Here is a 12,721-nt window from a genome sequence, read left to right on the forward strand (position 1 = left end):
CGCTCAGCCCGGGCGCTCGATCGCGTAGCCCTCGGCGGCGAGCGTCCGGGCCATGAACGCGGCGTACCATCGCGGCCACGCCTCGTCGTAGACCCCTCCCAGCACGTCGCGCTCATACCCGCCGTGGGCTTCGGCCGTCCGGATGAGGAGCTCGCGCAGGAACGCCTCGGTGTCGGGCATGCGTGACATCGCCGGAGTCCTTCGCGGCTCAGCGTCCGGGCGCCCGCGTGACGATCTGCTGCAGCACCCATTCGTTGCCGTCGGGATCGGCGAACGACGCGAACGTGCCGTAGCTGTCGGCCGACGGGTGCGGCCCCACCACGCGGTTCTCGGTGCCGGCCCAGTGGAAGACGCCGTCGGCGTCGTGCCACAGCTCGCTGACCACGGCGCCCCGCTCGAGGAGCGCAGCGCGCGCGGCGGCGATGTCGGCGGTGATGGTGATGTGATCCACGCCTTCCCCTGCGGCACGCTCAGCCTCGACTTCGTCGGAACCCTCCGCGCGCGCCGCAACGACGAACCCACCGAGAAGCTCGCCACGCCGTCGGACCTCGACGCGTGGTTCACCGAGTCGGGTCTCGTCGCCGAGGTCGCAGCATCCGTGTCCCGCGACCTCAGCGACGCGATCGAGGTGCGCGAGGCGATCTACGCGCTGGTGTGGTCGCGCCTGCACGACCGGCCACAGCCCGCCGACGCCGTCGCGACGCTGAACGCCGCCGCCGCGACGCCCCCGCTCACCGCAGCACTCACCGCCGACGGCTGGACGCGGTCGGGCACCCCGCGACAGGCGCTGTCGCACCTCGCGCGCGAGGCCGTCGAGATCATCGGCGGCGAGCAGGCGGCACTCCTGCGCGAATGCGCGCGCCCCGAGTGCACGCAGGTCTACCTCGACACGTCGCGCGGGCACCGTCGCGAATGGTGCTCGATGGCCACGTGCGGCAGCCGCATGAAGGCGAAGGCCTATCGCGAGCGCCGGAAGGCCGGCGCGGCTTGAGGCCTCAGCCGCCCGCGGCGGGCGGGGTGCGCTTCGACTCGGCCAGCTCGTCCACGTACAGACCCGTCTCGTCGATCGTGCCGTTGCGGTAGGCCTGACGCCCCACCATGTGCGCCGACAGCGGCGCCGTCGCGAGCTGGATGAGCACGACCGGCACGAGGAACGCGACAACGGGCCACGACCGCAGTGACAGCGCGATCGCGAGGCAGATGAGGATGAGCCCGAGCACCTGCGGCTTGGTCGCGGCGTGCAGGCGTGTCGGCACATCGCGGAAGCGCAGCACGCCGATCGCGGCGGTCAGGCACAGCAGCGCCCCGATCAGGATCAGGATCACCGAGGCGACGTCGAGGATCTGGTTCATCGGTCCTGGTCCCTTCTCGCGACGAACCGCGCGATCGAGATCGACCCGAACACTCCGACGGCCGCGATGATCAGCAGCACCGGCAGGGTGCGCGTGTGATGGTTGATCGCCATCTCGGCGCCGAGAACGCACATCACGAGGGTGAGCAGGACATCGGATGCCACCGCCCGGTCGAGGATGGACGGTCCGATGACGATGCGCCACAGCGTGAGCAGCGCCGCGACGGCGAAGATCACGTAGATCGCGAGCAGCAGCACGTTCATCGCGCACCCCCCTTGATGGCATGCAGCTGCGCGTGCGAGCCCACGGCGCGGACGATGCGGGCCTCCCAGTGGTGCACGCTGGCGCGCTGCTTCTCCACGTCGGCGTCGTCGCGCACGCCGATGACGTGCAGGTACAGGATGCGGCGGTCGCGATCGGTGTCGACGATGAGGGATCCGGGAATGAGGGATGCCGTCACCGCCGTGTGCGTCATGATCAGGTCGTCGTCGGTGACGAGCTGCACGGCGATGATCGCGGCGCCCGGCTGCCGGCGGAAGTCGAGCACCTGCCACGCCACCGTGAGGGAGCCCTGGAGCACCGCGATGAGGAATTCGACGACGAACACCAGGCCCCACCAGAGGTTCACCCGGCCCGACAGCTCGACGGGCGGCAGGCGGAACACGCGCGTCACGACGAGGGCGGCGACGAGTCCGGTGAGGAACGCGACCCACGTGAACTGACCCCACAGCAGCATCCACAGGGCGATCAGCCACACGAAGAACGGCAGCTGCCGCCACGCCGTCGCGAACGCGCGGCGCTGGCGGGTCTGGGGCAGATCGGGGCTCACGGAGCCTTCTCCGTTCCCGCGGTGTCGTCTTCGAGCTGGGTCAGCGACACGGGCTGCAGCAGCGCCTCGCCGATGCGCGTGCACACGTCGTAGAGCGGGCCGGCGAACACGGTGAGCGCGACGGTGATGACCACCATGCCGGTGGTCGCCGCGGTCATGATCTTCGGGATGACGCGACGCTCGGTCTCGATGCCGGCGGCCGGCGCGGAACCGAGGTAGGAGATGCGGGCCTCGGTCTCGGCCGAGTCCTCGTCCTCGCGCCAGAACGACAGGTTCCACGCGCGCATGAGCGCGTAGAGCGTGAGCAGGCTGGTCAGGATGCCGCCCACCATGAGCACCATCATGATCGGCGTGCCGACCTGCGCGGCGGCGTCGAAGAGCGCGAACTTGCCGATGAAGCCCGAGAACGGCGGCAGCCCTCCCAGGTTGATCGCGGGGATGAAGTAGAGCACCGCGATCACGGGTGCCGCCTTCATGAGGCCCTTGACCCGGAGGATCGACGTCGAGCCCGCGCGGCGCTCGACGAGCCCGACGGCGAGGAACAGCGTCGTCTGCACCACGATGTGGTGGACCATGTAGTAGATCGTCGCGCCGATCGCGGCGGGCGTCGCGATCGCGAGCCCGAAGATCATGTAGCCGATGTGGCTCACGAGCGTGAACGACAGGATGCGTTTGAGCTCGGCCTGCGCGACCGCGCCGAGAACCCCGACGATCATCGTCGCGAGCGCCACCCACATGAGCAGCTGGTTGACGTCGTTGTCGAGGAACAGCTCCGTCTCGGTGCGGATGATCGCGTAGACGCCGACCTTTGTCAGCAATCCGGCGAACACCGCCGTGACCGGGGCCGGCGCTGTCGGGTACGAGTCGGGCAGCCAGAACGACAGGGGGAACACGGCGGCCTTGATGCTGAACGCGAGCAGCAGCATCAGGTGCAGGATGAGCTGCGTCTCCTGCGGCAGCTCCCCCATGCGCTCGGAGATCTGCACCATGTTCACAGTGCCGAGGGCGCCGTAGATCATCGCGATGGCGGCGAGGAACAGGATCGACGACACCAGCGACACGACGATGTAGACGACGCCGGTGCGGATCCGCGACTCGGTCGAACCCAGGGTGATGAGCACGTACGAGGCGACCAGCAGGATCTCGAAGCCGACGTAGAGGTTGAAGAGGTCGCCCGCGATGAACGCGTTGAAGATGCCCGCGCCGAGGATCAGGTACGAGGGGTGGAAGATCGAGACCGGCGTGTCGTCGTCGCCGTCGGCGGCGCCCTGACCGACGGAGAACAGGAGGACGGCCAGCAGCACGATGCTCGAGACCACCACGAGCAGTGCCGCGAGGCGGTCGACATAGAGCACGATGCCGAACGGGATCGGCCAGCCGCCGACGGACACCGCGATCGGCTGGTCGCCGGTGTCGACGACGTAGAGCAGGATCGCCGCGATGACGGTGACCGCGCTGAGCGTCACGACCGAGACCGTGACCTGGGTCTTGCGGTGACGGCCGGCGATCAGCGCGATGGCGGCGCCGAGCAGAGGCAGAGTGACGAGCAGGGGGACGAGGGCGGGAGCGATCTCGGTCATGCGTCGTCACCCCGGTCCCGCGGGTCCCGGTCGGGGCGGTCCACCGGTGCGTCGTCGCGGAGGCCGGCGAAGTCCCGCGCGCCCAGGATCGTGATCGGGGCGGTGTCGGTGCCGACGAAGTCCGTGGTGGCGTCGTCGTCGGTGTCCTCGATCTCGGTCTCCTCGTCCATCGTCTCCTCGGCCTCGGCGGCGCGCTCGCGCACCTCGAGGTCGGCCTCGTCGTCGGTCACGGTGTCGGCCTGGCCGAGCTGCCAGGACCGGTAGATGAGGGCGAGGAGGAACGCCGAGACGGCGAACGTGATGACGATGGCGGTGAGCGTGAGTGCCTGCGGCAGCGGGTCGGACATCTCGTCGACCGATGCCGAGCCGAAGAACGGCGCGACGCCCGGGCGGCCCATCACGATGAGCAGGAGCAGGTTGGTGGCGTTGCCGAGCAGCAGGAACCCGATGAGCACGCGGGTGAGGCTGCGCTCGAGCATGGCGTAGACGCCGCAGGCGAAGAGCACCGCCATCACGATGATGAGGACGAGCGACACGTTCACGGGACCGTCACCCCCTGCTGCTCCCGTGCCTCCTGCGCCTGTCGGTCGACTTCGGCGCCGAGGCTGCGCAGCACGTCGAGCACGAGGCCGATGACGACGAGGTAGACGCCGATGTCGAACAGCGTCGAGGTGACGAACTCGACATGGCCGAGCAGCGGCACGTCGTCGAACTCCCAGAAGTAGCTCGTGAGCGGCTGGTCGCCGAAGAACACCGGCACGATCGCGCACGCGACGGCGATCGTCATGCCGGTGCCCAGCAGACGGCCCGCATCGGTGGGAGCGGCGGCGCCGAGCTCGTAGCGACCGCCGGCGACGTAGCGCATGACGAGCGCCATACCCGCGACGAGACCGCCGGCGAAGCCGCCGCCGGGAAGATTGTGGCCTGCGAACAGCAGGTAGAGCGACACGATGATGATCGTGTGGAACAGGATCCGCACGATCACCTCGAGCATGATCGAGCGGTTCTCGGGGCGCACGCGCTGGCCGCCGACGAGCCACGCCATGCGTCCGCTGCCCCGCTCATCGCCGCGCTGGCGCAGCCCGTCGGAGGTCTCGACGAGCGGGCGTCGCGCCCGCGTCGCCCCGGTGGGCAGCGACGAGATCGCCCGGGAGAGCGTGTCGGCGCGGTGGGTGACGAACACGAGGGAGGCCACGCCCGTCGCCGCGAGGATGAGCACCGACAGCTCGCCCATCGTGTCCCAGCCGCGCAGGTCGACGAGGGCGACGTTGACGACGTTCCTGCCGTGGCCGAGCTCGTACGCGAGTTCGGGGAACGCGTCCGAGATCGGCTTCTCGACGCGGGCGCCGGTGGCGACGATCGCCACGAGCGCCATCGTGATCCCGACCGCCGCGCCGAGCACGGCGCGGGCGACGGGCCACACCGAGGCGTTGTGCTCGCCGAGCCGCGACGGGATGCGCCGAAGCACCAGCGCGAAGGCGACGAGCGTCACCGTCTCGACCAGGATCTGGGTGAGCGCGAGGTCGGGTGCGCCGCTCGTCGCGAAGAGCAGCACCATGCCGAGGCCGGTCACCGACACGAGGACGACGCCCGTGTACCGTTTGCGCGCGCGGATCGCGATGAGGCCGGCGGCGATCATGACGGGTGCGACCAGCAGCTGCGTGGGCGTCTGGTAGGCGTCGAGCTTCGCCTGCCAGTCGTCGCTGGCCAGCAGAGCCGTCGCCTCGGCCGCGACGAACACCACGAAGATCGTGCCGACGTACACCGGCAGCGATCCACGCTGCGTGAGGCTCGTCGTGACGACCGAGAGGCGCGCGACGCCGCGCAGCGCGCCGTTGTACGCCTCCGCCGCCGTGAAGGGCAGCATGCGCTTGGCGGGGCGCCAGCCGCGGGTCGCCCAGAACACGACGACGCCGATCACGATCGTCGCGAGTGAGATCCACAGCGCGGGCTCGAGCCCGTGCCACAGCGCCAGGTGCGCGGGGGACGACGGTGCGGCGACGCCGGGCGTCGACACCGGCGCCTGGTCGGCGTACGGCGCGAACGCCTTGTCGAGCCACGGCGCTGCGGCACCCGCGACGACGGTGAGCCCCGACAGCACGATGGGCGCGACGAGGAAGCCGATCGGCGGGTCCGGCCATTCCGTATCGGGCATGCGATCGCCGTTCGGCTCCCGCTTCGTGGAGAACGCGCCCCACAGGAAGCGGATGCCGTACCCCGCGGTCAGCACGGAACCCAGCGCGATCCCGACGAGAGCGACGATGCCCCAGACCGCGCCGCCGAGCGCCTCGTGCAGGAGCGCGGCGAGCGCGCCCTCCTTCGCGACGAAGCCGATCGTGGGGATGATGCCGATCATCGACGCGACGGCGACGATCGAGAACGCCGTCATCACCGGCGCCTGGCGTCCGACGCCGGAAAGCTCGGTCAGGTCGCGCGTCGAGAGCTGGCGGTCGATGACGCCGACGACGAGGAAGAGCGCCGACTTGAAGAGGGCGTGGCTCAGCAGGAGCGCGAGACCCGCGAGGGCGGCATCCCGGGTTCCGTAGCCGAGCACGACGGTCAGCAGTCCCAGCTGGCTCACGGTGCCGAAGGCGAGCACGCGCTTGAGGTCCGTCTCGCGCAGCGCCTGCAAGCCGCCGAGCAGCATCGTGAAGACGCCGAGCCCGACCACGATCGGCCGCCAGGTGGGGGCGATCGCGAAGACCGGTGCGAGGCGCGCGATGAGGTAGATGCCGGCCTTCACCATCGCCGCGGCGTGCAGGTACGCGCTCACCGGAGTGGGCGCGGCCATGGCGCCGGGCAGCCAGAAGTGGAACGGGAAGATGGCCGACTTGCTGAGCGCGCCGACCAGGATCATGACGAGCGCGGCGTCGACGATCGCTCCGGAGGGGGCCTCGACGAGGATCGTCGAGACGCTGGAGGTGCCCGCGTCGACGACGAGGAGCACGACCCCGATCAGCATGACGAGCCCGCCGAGGGTGGTCACGAGGAGCGCCTGCAACGCCGCACGGCGGCTGGCCGCACGCTTGTTGTAGTACCCGATGAGCAGGTACGACAGGACGCTCGTGACCTCCCAGAACATCACGAGGACGACGAGATCGTCGGTGAGCACGAGTCCGTACATCGCCCCGGCGAAGGCCAGCAGGACCGCGGCGAACTGCCCGAGGTTCTCCTTCTTGCCCCGGAAGTACCAGCGGCAGTAGACCATCACGAGCGCGCCGACGCCGGTCACGATCAGCGTCATGAGCCACGACAGCGTGTCCATGCGCATCGACAGGTCGATCCCGAGCTGCGGGATCCAGGCGTATGTCTCGAACGGAATGTCGCCGGCGAGGACGCGCGGCGTGAGCACGGCGGCGTACACGAAGCCGGCGATGGGGAGGATCGCCGCGACGTAGAAGGCGCGGGCGCCGATGCGTGCCACGAGCCACGGCAGCAGGAGCGGGACGACCGCGAACGCGCCGAGCACGAGGAGCATTCGGGCCTCCTCGTGGTCGTCGGCGGCGCACGTCAGGAGAGGACGGCGCGAAGCCCAGGCGATCGGGGTGTCGGAACCATCCTAACGGGCGCGCTCTGCCCGATCGCCCAGACGGCATACATCGGCGGCTCGTGGGAGAGTGTGGGGGTGGCCGAAGCGAGCCCGACTCAGGTGAACGCGTCACCGCCGCCGCCGCGCTGGGCGCACGAGCTTCTCGGCGTGCTCGCGGCCATCGCGATCGCGATTGCGGCGGTGACGGCGGTGGCGGCATCCCCTCGCTCCGAGCTGCTGTTCCGCGACGGCGATTCGCTGGTCACGACGATGATCGTGCATTCGATCGCGGCCGGTCAGCCGCAGGACTGGGCACTGTCGTCGGTCCTGTTCCTCCCCGAGACCGCAGCGCTCGGACTGCTCTCGCTGCTCGGTCTGGGGGTCGACGGCACCCTCGCCCTCGCGGGCGTCGTGAACGTGCTGGCGCTCTACGGCGCCCTGCGGGTCGCCGCCGGTTCGATCGCCCGGGCGCGCGCGCCGATCGCCGGCGCGCTCCTCGCCCTCGGCGCGTTCGCGCTGCTCGCGGCGACCGAGACCTCGCCGTCGCGCGACGCCCTCGAGCTCGCGTCGCTGCTCACGACGACGACCTACTACTCCGCGACCGTCGTCGGCGTCGTGCTCGTCGTCGGGCTCGCGCGGCGCGCGCTCGACCGCGCGACCGGCCCGGTGCCGTGGGGCGCTGCGGCCGGGATCGGCGCCGTGGCCGCAGCATCCGTGCTCAGCAATCCGCTGTTCGCGGTGTGGGCGACCGTTCCGCTCGGGCTCGTGCTCGGCGTCGTCGCACTCCGCCGCCGGGTCGCGCTGTGGCTCATCGGCGGGCTCGTGGCGGGCACGGCCCTCGGCTTCGTGGGACGCGTGCCGCTGGCGCCCCTCATCGCGAACACCGGAACCGGCTACTTCGACCCGTCGCAGTGGCTGTTCTCGCTCGAGTACTACGCCGCGCTGCTCGCCGAGCGATGGAACGCACCGTGGGGCGCAGCATCCGTCATCGCGATCGCGGCGCTGTGGGGCTGGTGCGTCGCAGCGACGGCGCTGCTCGCGCGGCGACGCGACGCCGGAGCCGTCGTCGTCGCGGCGTGCGGCTGGGCGATGCCGCTCCTCGTCGTGGTCGGGGCGATCGTCGCCGGCACGCAGGCCGCCCGTTACCTTCAGCCGATGGCCTTCGCGCCGCTGCTCGGCCTCGCGGTGCTGCCGGCACTGCTGCCCCGCACGCTGCCGGTGCTCCGGCCGGCGGTGGTGATCGCCGCGACCGCGGCGGCGCTGGTGGCGTCCGTCGGCTTCGGCGTGCCGCGGATCGCGGTGGCCGCAGACGCGCCCGACGCCGACCTCGCCTGCGTCGTCGACTGGGCCGGACAGTCGGGTCGCACCGGCGCCGGGCAGTTCTGGACCGTCCGCCTGCCGAAGACGCACCTCGCCGACCCCCGCGGGCTCGTGCAGGTCGACCACCAGTTGCGCGGCTACGCGTGGCTCGTGAACCGCGACGACTTCGGCGTCGGAGAGGTGTCGTTCCTCGTGCTGGACGCGCAGTCGGCCGCGTTCGACCTGCCGGGCGGGGCGTCGATGGCAGAGGCCGAGCTGGTGTCGTGCGGTCGCTACACGATCGCCGACTTCGGCGCGGAGCGGCTGCCGATCGGGCCGCTGCGCTCGTAGCCCCCGGTCTCAGGCGGAGGTCGGCGCCGGTCCGGTGGTGTTGCCCTCGCGGAACGTGCACGTGAAGCGGATCGACGCGGCCGGAGCGCCCTCGAGCATCGCGGCGACGGCGGCGCCGGCCGCTCGGCCCTTGTCGGTCGCCGGCTGCACGAGCGTGGTGAGCTCGTAGGGGGCGAGTCCGTCGACCACGATGCCGTCGAAGCCCGTGACGCTCACGTCCTCGGGTACGCGGAGCCCCGCCTCCTCGGCCGCCCGGATCACGCCCGCGGCGAGCAGGTCGCTCTGCGCGATCACGGCGGTGGGGCGCCGGTCGGGGTCGGCGAAGATCTCGCGACCGGCCGCGAACCCCTGATCGATGAAGCTGCCGGCGGCGGCGTAGGCCGGCGCGTCCGGAAAGACGTCGAGGGCGCCGGCGAGTCGCTCGCGCGTGACGTCCACCGTGACCGCGGTGTCGTCGTGCAGCCAGCTGCGCTGCCAGTCGACCCGCGCAGGCAGCGTCACGATCGCGACGTCGCGGTGCCCGAGCGCCCGCAGATGGCTCGCCGCCTGGCGCTGGGCCTCGCGGTTGTCGAGGCCGATCCGCGGCACGTCGTCTCCGGCATCCCCCTCGATGACGACGACCGGGATGCCGCGTGCCTTGACCGTCGCGAGGGATTCGCGCAGGAGACCGCTGCAGCCGATGAGCACCGCGGCGTCGAGCGGTGCACTCGTGAGCGACGGACCGGTCCCGGTCGGCTCGTGGTCGCGCAAGAGCAGAAGTCCGGCGCCGAGGTGGGTCACCGCGTCGGCCAGGCCGTCCATCATCAGTGTCTTGACCGGATCGAGGAACGCCGTGCCGAGGTGCTCCTCGAAGACCACGCCCACGATGCCGGAGCGGCCGCGGCGCAGAGATGCGGCGCGGGGGTCGGGGCCGGTGTAGCCGAGGACGGCGGCGGCATCGAGCACTCGGCGACGGGTCGCGTCCGACACCGGGGTCTTGCCGCTGAACACCACCGATGCGGTCGACGGCGAGACGCCTGCCTCACGGGCGACGTCGGAGATCGTGGCACGGCGGGTGCCGGTGTCCTGACGGCTCATGCTGTCACGATCGTAGCCCGTCGCGGACCCCCGATGTCGAATCGATTCGGGCACCTCCGAATCGATTCGGTAGCATGTCCGGATGGACACCGCGCTCACCCGTCGGCAACTGGTCGCCTGGCGCACCGCGATCTTCACGATCTTCCTCGTGATGGGCGTCGGCTTCGCGTCGTGGGCGGCGCGGCTGCCCGCGGTGAAGAGCGACCTCGGCATCAACGACCTCGAGGTCGGCATCCTCCTGTTGGTCTCGGGCGCCACGTCGATCGTCGGCCTGTCGCTCGCCAACGTCATCGTCGCCCGCTGGGGCGCCCGGCGCGGGATGTTCGCCACGATCATCACGTTCGCCCTCGGTGTCGTCGTGGCCGGCGTCGGCGTGGAGTTCGCCGGGTCGTACCTCGTCACCGCCGTGGGACTCGGGCTCATGGGCCTGGGCATGAGCGCGACCGACGTCATGATGAACGTCGAGGCGGCCGCGGTCGAGCAGGCGTTCGAGCGCACGCTCATGCCGCTGTTCCACGCCTTCTTCAGCCTCGGCACCGTCGCCGGTGCCGGTCTCGGCGTGGCGATGGCCGCCGCGGGCATCGGGGTCGGCTGGCACCTGGGCGGCGCCGGCCTGATCGTCGCCGCGGCGGGACTGCTGTCGCTGCGGGCCGTCCCCGTGCGCGAGAGCATGCACGACGACCCCGCGACGACCAGCACGCGCCGCGAGCGCTTCGCCGAGGTGGTGGCGGTGTGGCGCGATCCGCGCACCTACGCGATCGGCGCCATCATGCTGGGCATGGCCTTCGCCGAGGGCAGCGCGAACGACTGGCTCACCATCGCGATGGTCGACGGCCACGACCAGACCGAGGCCGTCGGGGCCATCGCGCTGACGGTGTTCTCGGTCGCGATGACCACGTTCCGCATCATCGGCGGCCCGCTGGTCGATCGGATCGGCCGTGTCTGGGCTCTGCGCATCCTGTCGATCGCCGCCGGGGTCGGCCTCGTCATGTTCATCCTCGCGCCGGACCTGCCGATCGCCTTCATCGGCATCGCGCTCTGGGGCGCGGGCGCCTCGCTCGGCTTCCCGCTGGGCATGTCGGCCGCAGCCGACGACCCGGCCAAGGCCGCAGCATCCGTCTCCGCCGCCGCGACGATCGGCTACCTCGCGTTCCTGTGCGGGCCGCCGATCCTCGGGTGGATCAGCCACGAGATCGGCATCCTGCCGACCCTGTGGATCATCGTCGGCCTCATTGCGATGTCGGGGCTCGCCTCGGGCGCTGCGAAGCCGATCGCCGGATCTAAGGTGGGCGCGGGGCACGCGCACCACTGATCCCGGCGAGGGGTTTCGCCTGTCAGAGCCGGTCGGCCACCGTCGCGGCGACGGTGAGCCATGCGTCCCGGGTCTGCGGCGACAGGGCCTCGAAGTCGATCGGCCCGCCGTCGACGAGCGAAGGGTCGAAGGGCGCGTTGACGACGGCCGACGTCACCTGCTCGAAGTGCTGCGAGAGGCGCGCCTCGAGGCGGCGGTCGGGTCGGGACGACGGCGCGGTGAGCACCGTCACGGCCTCGTCGATCTTGCGGCCGAAGCCCTTCTCGCGCAGGCCGTCCAGCAGCCATGCGGCGCTGGCGGCGGTGTCCTCGCGCACGGTCGACACGATGACCAGCTGGTCGGCGGCGGCGACCGCAGCGACCCAGTTCGACGCGCGCATGTTGTTGCCCGTGTCGACGATCATCAGGCGGTAGTACCGGCGCAGGAGCGCGTGGAGCCGGTCGAACGCCGCCGAGTCGATCGTCGAGGAGGCGGCCGCGTCCTCGTCGGAGGCGAGCACGTCGAAGCGGGCATCGACCTGCGTACGCACGTAGTGGTCGAGCGCGGCAAGGCTCGACCCGCGGAAGTTCGACGACTCGTCGAGGTCTTCCAGGAGGTCGACGGCGGTGCGGTGGTGCGGCGCGTTCTGCGCGCGCCAGCCGAGCGTTCCCCGGGTCTCGTTGTTGTCCCACGCGAGCGTCGCACCGCCGCGCAGCGTGCCGAACGTCGCGGCGAGCAGCAGCGTGCTCGTCGTCTTGTGCGCGCCGCCCTTCGGGTTCAGCACGACGATCGTGCGCGGCGCGTCCAGGCGCCGCTGCACCCGCTTCTCGCGGTCGAGGCGTGACCGCTCCGCACGCCCGGGCGCAGGAGAGATGAGGCCACCGGTCGCGCGGTGCACGGCGCCCTGCCAGCCCTCCGTCGCGCGCGGGCGGCTGCTGCCGCCGCGCGAGTCGAGCAGATCCTGCACTGTCGGCCGGGGCTCTTCGGGCGCCGACGGCGCGGGCACCGCCGCGACGGGCGTCGGCGTGGTGACCGGGAGCACCGACACCGGATCCCCCGACACGGGAGTCGCCGAGACCGGCGCCGGGGCGGGAACCGGCGCCGGGTCGACGGCCGCCTCCTCCAGGGCCTCGTCGAACGTGCCGTCGGGGTGCACGACGAGCGGCCAGCGCGACGAGCCCTCCACCAGGGTGGCGTGAGCGGGCTCTCCGGCGGACGCGGCGAGCTGGCGGATCTCCTCGACGACCCTGTCGCGCAGGGCGAGGCTGTCGGGGGCGACGACCTCCGCCACGTCGGTGCCGACGTGGAGTTCGGCGACGGTACTGGACAGGATGTGCACCGTCGCGTCGGGCAGGCGTGAGTTCATCGGTTCTTCTCCGGACGAAAGGGCGGCGTGGGGGGCCGGGGTCAGGG

13 protein-coding genes are annotated in these 12,721 nt (G+C 71.4%); 3 read left to right on the plus strand and 10 right to left on the minus strand.

Annotated elements, in window-relative coordinates; all coding sequences use genetic code 11:
* Positions 1-3 precede the first annotated feature (3 nt).
* Both ACFQ7C_RS04845 and ACFQ7C_RS04850 read right to left on the minus strand, forming a co-directional pair.
* Positions 4-189 carry a hypothetical protein gene (locus ACFQ7C_RS04845; protein WP_378898390.1) on the minus strand — a complete coding sequence of 62 codons (186 nt, stop codon included), beginning with the start codon at positions 187-189 and terminating at the stop codon, positions 4-6.
* A 19-nt stretch (positions 190-208) separates the two neighbouring features.
* Positions 209-451 carry a hypothetical protein gene (locus ACFQ7C_RS04850; RefSeq protein ID WP_378898391.1) on the minus strand — a complete coding sequence of 81 codons (243 nt, stop codon included), beginning with the start codon at positions 449-451 and terminating at the stop codon, positions 209-211.
* Here ACFQ7C_RS04850 and ACFQ7C_RS04855 point away from each other — a divergent pair.
* Complete coding sequence (locus ACFQ7C_RS04855) at positions 443-991, plus strand: CGNR zinc finger domain-containing protein (RefSeq protein WP_378898392.1); 549 nt, start codon at positions 443-445, stop codon at positions 989-991. The genes ACFQ7C_RS04850 and ACFQ7C_RS04855 overlap by 9 nt on opposite strands.
* A gap of 4 nt (positions 992-995) precedes the next feature.
* Here the strand turns inward: ACFQ7C_RS04855 and mnhG are convergent, their stop codons facing one another.
* Genes mnhG through ACFQ7C_RS04885 form a run of 6 tightly spaced genes read right to left on the minus strand, consistent with a single transcriptional unit; the run spans position 996 to position 7,239 of the window.
* Positions 996-1,352 carry a monovalent cation/H(+) antiporter subunit G gene (gene mnhG / locus ACFQ7C_RS04860; protein WP_378898393.1) on the minus strand — a complete coding sequence of 119 codons (357 nt, stop codon included), beginning with the start codon at positions 1,350-1,352 and terminating at the stop codon, positions 996-998.
* On the minus strand, positions 1,349-1,615 hold the full coding sequence (locus ACFQ7C_RS04865) for a monovalent cation/H+ antiporter complex subunit F (protein ID WP_220288949.1): 267 nt from the start codon (positions 1,613-1,615) through the stop codon (positions 1,349-1,351). Before ACFQ7C_RS04865 ends, mnhG begins: the two co-directional genes overlap by 4 nt.
* Positions 1,612-2,181, minus strand: a complete 570-nt coding sequence (locus ACFQ7C_RS04870; protein ID WP_378898394.1) for a Na+/H+ antiporter subunit E — start codon at positions 2,179-2,181, stop codon at positions 1,612-1,614. Before ACFQ7C_RS04870 ends, ACFQ7C_RS04865 begins: the two co-directional genes overlap by 4 nt.
* Complete coding sequence (locus ACFQ7C_RS04875; RefSeq protein WP_378898395.1) at positions 2,178-3,761, minus strand: Na+/H+ antiporter subunit D; 1,584 nt, start codon at positions 3,759-3,761, stop codon at positions 2,178-2,180. The genes ACFQ7C_RS04870 and ACFQ7C_RS04875 overlap by 4 nt, the downstream gene beginning before the upstream one ends.
* Positions 3,758-4,303 carry a Na(+)/H(+) antiporter subunit C gene (locus tag ACFQ7C_RS04880; protein WP_378898396.1) on the minus strand — a complete coding sequence of 182 codons (546 nt, stop codon included), beginning with the start codon at positions 4,301-4,303 and terminating at the stop codon, positions 3,758-3,760. The genes ACFQ7C_RS04875 and ACFQ7C_RS04880 overlap by 4 nt, the downstream gene beginning before the upstream one ends.
* The gene (locus ACFQ7C_RS04885) at positions 4,300-7,239 is read right to left on the minus strand and encodes a Na+/H+ antiporter subunit A (RefSeq protein WP_378898397.1); all 2,940 of its coding nucleotides are present in this window, start codon (positions 7,237-7,239) and stop codon (positions 4,300-4,302) included. Before ACFQ7C_RS04885 ends, ACFQ7C_RS04880 begins: the two co-directional genes overlap by 4 nt.
* A gap of 147 nt (positions 7,240-7,386) precedes the next feature.
* On the opposite strand from ACFQ7C_RS04885, the gene ACFQ7C_RS04890 reads away from it, so the two are divergent.
* Positions 7,387-8,940, plus strand: a complete 1,554-nt coding sequence (locus ACFQ7C_RS04890) for a hypothetical protein (RefSeq protein ID WP_378898398.1) — start codon at positions 7,387-7,389, stop codon at positions 8,938-8,940.
* Between the two features lie 9 nt (positions 8,941-8,949).
* On the opposite strand, the gene ACFQ7C_RS04895 is transcribed toward ACFQ7C_RS04890, so the two are convergent.
* Positions 8,950-10,017, minus strand: coding sequence for a LacI family DNA-binding transcriptional regulator (locus ACFQ7C_RS04895; protein ID WP_378898399.1), 1,068 nt, complete (start codon positions 10,015-10,017; stop codon positions 8,950-8,952).
* Positions 10,018-10,099: 82 nt separating this feature from the next.
* On the opposite strand from ACFQ7C_RS04895, the gene ACFQ7C_RS04900 reads away from it, so the two are divergent.
* On the plus strand, positions 10,100-11,329 hold the full coding sequence (locus ACFQ7C_RS04900) for an MFS transporter (protein WP_378898400.1): 1,230 nt from the start codon (positions 10,100-10,102) through the stop codon (positions 11,327-11,329).
* Positions 11,330-11,351: 22 nt separating this feature from the next.
* On the opposite strand, the gene ACFQ7C_RS04905 is transcribed toward ACFQ7C_RS04900, so the two are convergent.
* Positions 11,352-12,674, minus strand: coding sequence for a chromosome partitioning protein (locus ACFQ7C_RS04905; RefSeq protein ID WP_378898401.1), 1,323 nt, complete (start codon positions 12,672-12,674; stop codon positions 11,352-11,354).
* Positions 12,675-12,721 lie beyond the last annotated feature (47 nt).

Source organism: Microbacterium sp. NPDC056569, from assembly GCF_042793475.1.
Lineage (GTDB): Bacteria > Actinomycetota > Actinomycetes > Actinomycetales > Microbacteriaceae > Microbacterium.

Coding starts and splice junctions, on each gene's coding strand:
- mnhG (WP_378898393.1), bottom strand. CDS start 1,352: ATGAACCAGATCCTCGACGTCGCCTCGGTGATCCTGATCCTGATCGGG.
- ACFQ7C_RS04885 (WP_378898397.1), bottom strand. CDS start 7,239: ATGCTCCTCGTGCTCGGCGCGTTCGCGGTCGTCCCGCTCCTGCTGCCG.
- ACFQ7C_RS04845 (WP_378898390.1), bottom strand. CDS start 189: ATGTCACGCATGCCCGACACCGAGGCGTTCCTGCGCGAGCTCCTCATC.
- ACFQ7C_RS04865 (WP_220288949.1), bottom strand. CDS start 1,615: ATGAACGTGCTGCTGCTCGCGATCTACGTGATCTTCGCCGTCGCGGCG.
- ACFQ7C_RS04895 (WP_378898399.1), bottom strand. CDS start 10,017: ATGAGCCGTCAGGACACCGGCACCCGCCGTGCCACGATCTCCGACGTC.
- ACFQ7C_RS04900 (WP_378898400.1), top strand. CDS start 10,100: ATGGACACCGCGCTCACCCGTCGGCAACTGGTCGCCTGGCGCACCGCG.
- ACFQ7C_RS04875 (WP_378898395.1), bottom strand. CDS start 3,761: ATGACCGAGATCGCTCCCGCCCTCGTCCCCCTGCTCGTCACTCTGCCT.
- ACFQ7C_RS04905 (WP_378898401.1), bottom strand. CDS start 12,674: ATGAACTCACGCCTGCCCGACGCGACGGTGCACATCCTGTCCAGTACC.